Source organism: Pricia sp., from assembly GCF_041745955.1.
Taxonomy (GTDB): Bacteria; Bacteroidota; Bacteroidia; order Flavobacteriales; family Flavobacteriaceae; genus Pricia.
The window spans coordinates 1-2,545 of the sequence record NZ_JBGTHY010000359.1; the positions used below are offsets into that span (position 1 = coordinate 1).

3 protein-coding genes are annotated in these 2,545 nt (G+C 40.3%); all 3 read left to right on the plus strand.

Features of this window, described 5'->3' with window-relative positions; translation table 11 throughout:
- A partial coding sequence (locus tag ACEW8S_RS13405; protein ID WP_373518650.1) for a hypothetical protein occupies positions 1-201 on the plus strand: 201 nt, incomplete at its 5' end.
- A gap of 102 nt (positions 202-303) precedes the next feature.
- On the plus strand, positions 304-1,257 hold the full coding sequence (locus ACEW8S_RS13410; RefSeq protein WP_373518651.1) for a hypothetical protein: 954 nt from the start codon (positions 304-306) through the stop codon (positions 1,255-1,257).
- Between the two features lie 30 nt (positions 1,258-1,287).
- Complete coding sequence (locus ACEW8S_RS13415) at positions 1,288-2,427, plus strand: glycosyltransferase (protein WP_373518652.1); 1,140 nt, start codon at positions 1,288-1,290, stop codon at positions 2,425-2,427.
- The last annotated feature ends 118 nt before the right edge of the window (positions 2,428-2,545 follow it).

The following is a 2,545-nucleotide window of genomic DNA, read 5'->3' on the forward strand; positions in this document are numbered from 1 at the left end:
CATCCATCAAGTGAAGGGTTTATACTGAACTCGACCGTAAAAGGTAGTTTGGGCACTATGGGAAATGGCTTTTTAATCAATAATACCTTTAGCAATAATACCTCGTTCAATTACTTGATGGTCGAGCTACGTGACAAAAAACCGCTAAAGATCATCGATCGGAAGAGTTATCCCAAACCTCAGTTTTTGGTAACACAATAGCTCCCATCAAATTTTACAAAATGAACTCGTCTTGAGTTAATTTTTTACCTGCAAATTTCGGACTTTGCGCCCTGATTTTGCAAATTAATGGCGGCCTTCATTATGAAGAATAAGAAACACCTTAAATTCACGCTTTTCGGATTGCTATTTTTAATTGTGACGGAATTGGCTTTGAGATTCTTCTTCGGGTTTTGCGATACCGTTTTGATGCAAGAAAGTAGCCAATACGAGTATATACCGCAACCCGATCAATCGAGGCATCGATTCGGCAGAAATATAGCCTACAACTCGCTTTCCATGCGAAGCGAAGAATTGGATTCCTCAGCCGTGAAAATTCTTTGTTTCGGAGATTCGGTCATTAACGGGGGAGTGCTTACCGACCAAGATTCCTTGGCTACGACCATACTCGAGACCAAGGTTTCCTATCTTTACGATAAAAAGATACAATTCCTAAATATCTCCGCGGGCAGTTGGGGACCCGATAACTGCTTTGCCTATCTACAGGAACACGGTAATTTCGGCGCCCAACTGATGTTGCTCTTCGTCAGTTCGCATGATGCCTACGATAACATGAACTTTGAAAAAGTTATCGACGTCCATAGAAGTTTCCCCAGTCATCAATATTCCTTTGCCGTTTATGAGCTGTGGGATAGATATCTACTTCCGAGATTGGTAAAGTCTCAAAATGATAGTGCTTCCACCGATGAATTGGGAATTAACAAGAAGAAAAAAGAGGATTTATTTAATCCCGGTTTCAAGAAATTTATAGCCTATTCAAAGCAGCAAAATATCCCTCTTATGGTTTATCTTCACGCCGAAAATACAGAATTGCAAGAGGGCAGGTACAATGAGCAGGGACAAGAGATTATCGCATTGCTAAAAAGCAACAATATCCCCTATTTAACGGACTTAAATTCAGATTTGGATGCCAGTGATTTTAGGGACCAGATCCATTTAAACGAGAAAGGGCAGAAAAACATAGTAACCAATGTTTACGATGTCTTTAAAGCCAAGAAATTTGATTTTTTACTTGATGGCAAAAACGTAAGCCAATAGTTGATGAAAATACTCCGAATCATTCCCAGTATGAACCCAGTGCAGGGCGGCCCTTGTCAAGGGATTAGGAATTCCATTCCCGCACTTCTCAAACTGGGCATCGAAAACGAGGTGGTTTCTTTCGATGACCCAATGGCGGACTATTTGGGACAGGACCCGTTTACTATTCACGCCCTAGGTAAGAGTAAAACCCCATGGGGGTATAATAAAAAACTAATTCCTTGGCTACTGTCACATTTTAATGAATATGACGTGGTCATTGTTCACGCTTTATGGTTGTATCACAGCCATGCCGCCGTCAAGGCGATTCTTGCACATAGAAAAAGCAATACTACATCCCCAAAGGTCTATATCATGCCCCACGGTATGTTGGATCCCTACTTTCAAAAGGCGGCATCACGCAGATTAAAAGCTGTACGAAATGAAATATATTGGAAACTATTCGAGAATAAGGTTATAAATCGCTCAGATGGTATTTTATTTACCTGCAAGGAAGAGTTGTTGTTAGCGAGAACTACCTTCCCGAATTACCGTCCAAAGCAAGAAATCAATGTAGGTTATGGAATACAACCTCCCCCTGCATTTCAGCCTGCAATGCAGCAAGCTTTTGCCGAGAAAGTACCGAGTTGGAACGGAGAACCGCCCATTTTGTTTCTGAGTAGAATACATCCGAAAAAGGGTGTGGATATGTTGATAAAAGCCTATATAAAAGTAGAAGAAGAACAAGAAAATATACCTCAACTGATTATTGCAGGACCCGGATTAGAAAAGGATTTTGGCAAAGAAATGCTAGTTTTGGCTTCTGAATCCCAAAACATATTATTTCCGGGGATGTTAAGTGGAGATGCCAAGTGGGGAGCGTTTTATAAAAGTGAAGCTTTTATATTGCCCAGCCATCAAGAAAATTTTGGCATAGCCGTAGTCGAGGCTTTAGCGTGTAAAACCCCTGTACTTATTTCCGATAAAGTGAACATCTGGAGAGAGATAAAGGCTGGTGGTGGCGGCATCGTTCAAACCGATACGGCTGAAGCAATTTACACATTGTTTAAAGAATGGCTCGGTTTAAAAGAAGAAAAAAAACAAGCCTATGGACAATACGCCGAATCGGTTTATAAGAAATACTACACTATTGAACAGGCTGCCAAACAATTTTTAGAAGGAATAAATTAGACAAAATGGCTAATATTTTATTTCTGATTGGAAAATATCCAAATTATGGTGGCACCGAAAAGGTTACCACAATTCTGGCAAATGATTTCATTTGTTATGGTCATGAGGTATCTATTGC

Bases quoted from the DNA above. Each gene is read 5' to 3' on its own strand.
- ACEW8S_RS13410 (WP_373518651.1), top strand. From the start codon at position 304: ATGAAGAATAAGAAACACCTTAAATTCACGCTTTTCGGATTGCTATTT.
- ACEW8S_RS13415 (WP_373518652.1), top strand. From the start codon at position 1,288: ATGAACCCAGTGCAGGGCGGCCCTTGTCAAGGGATTAGGAATTCCATT.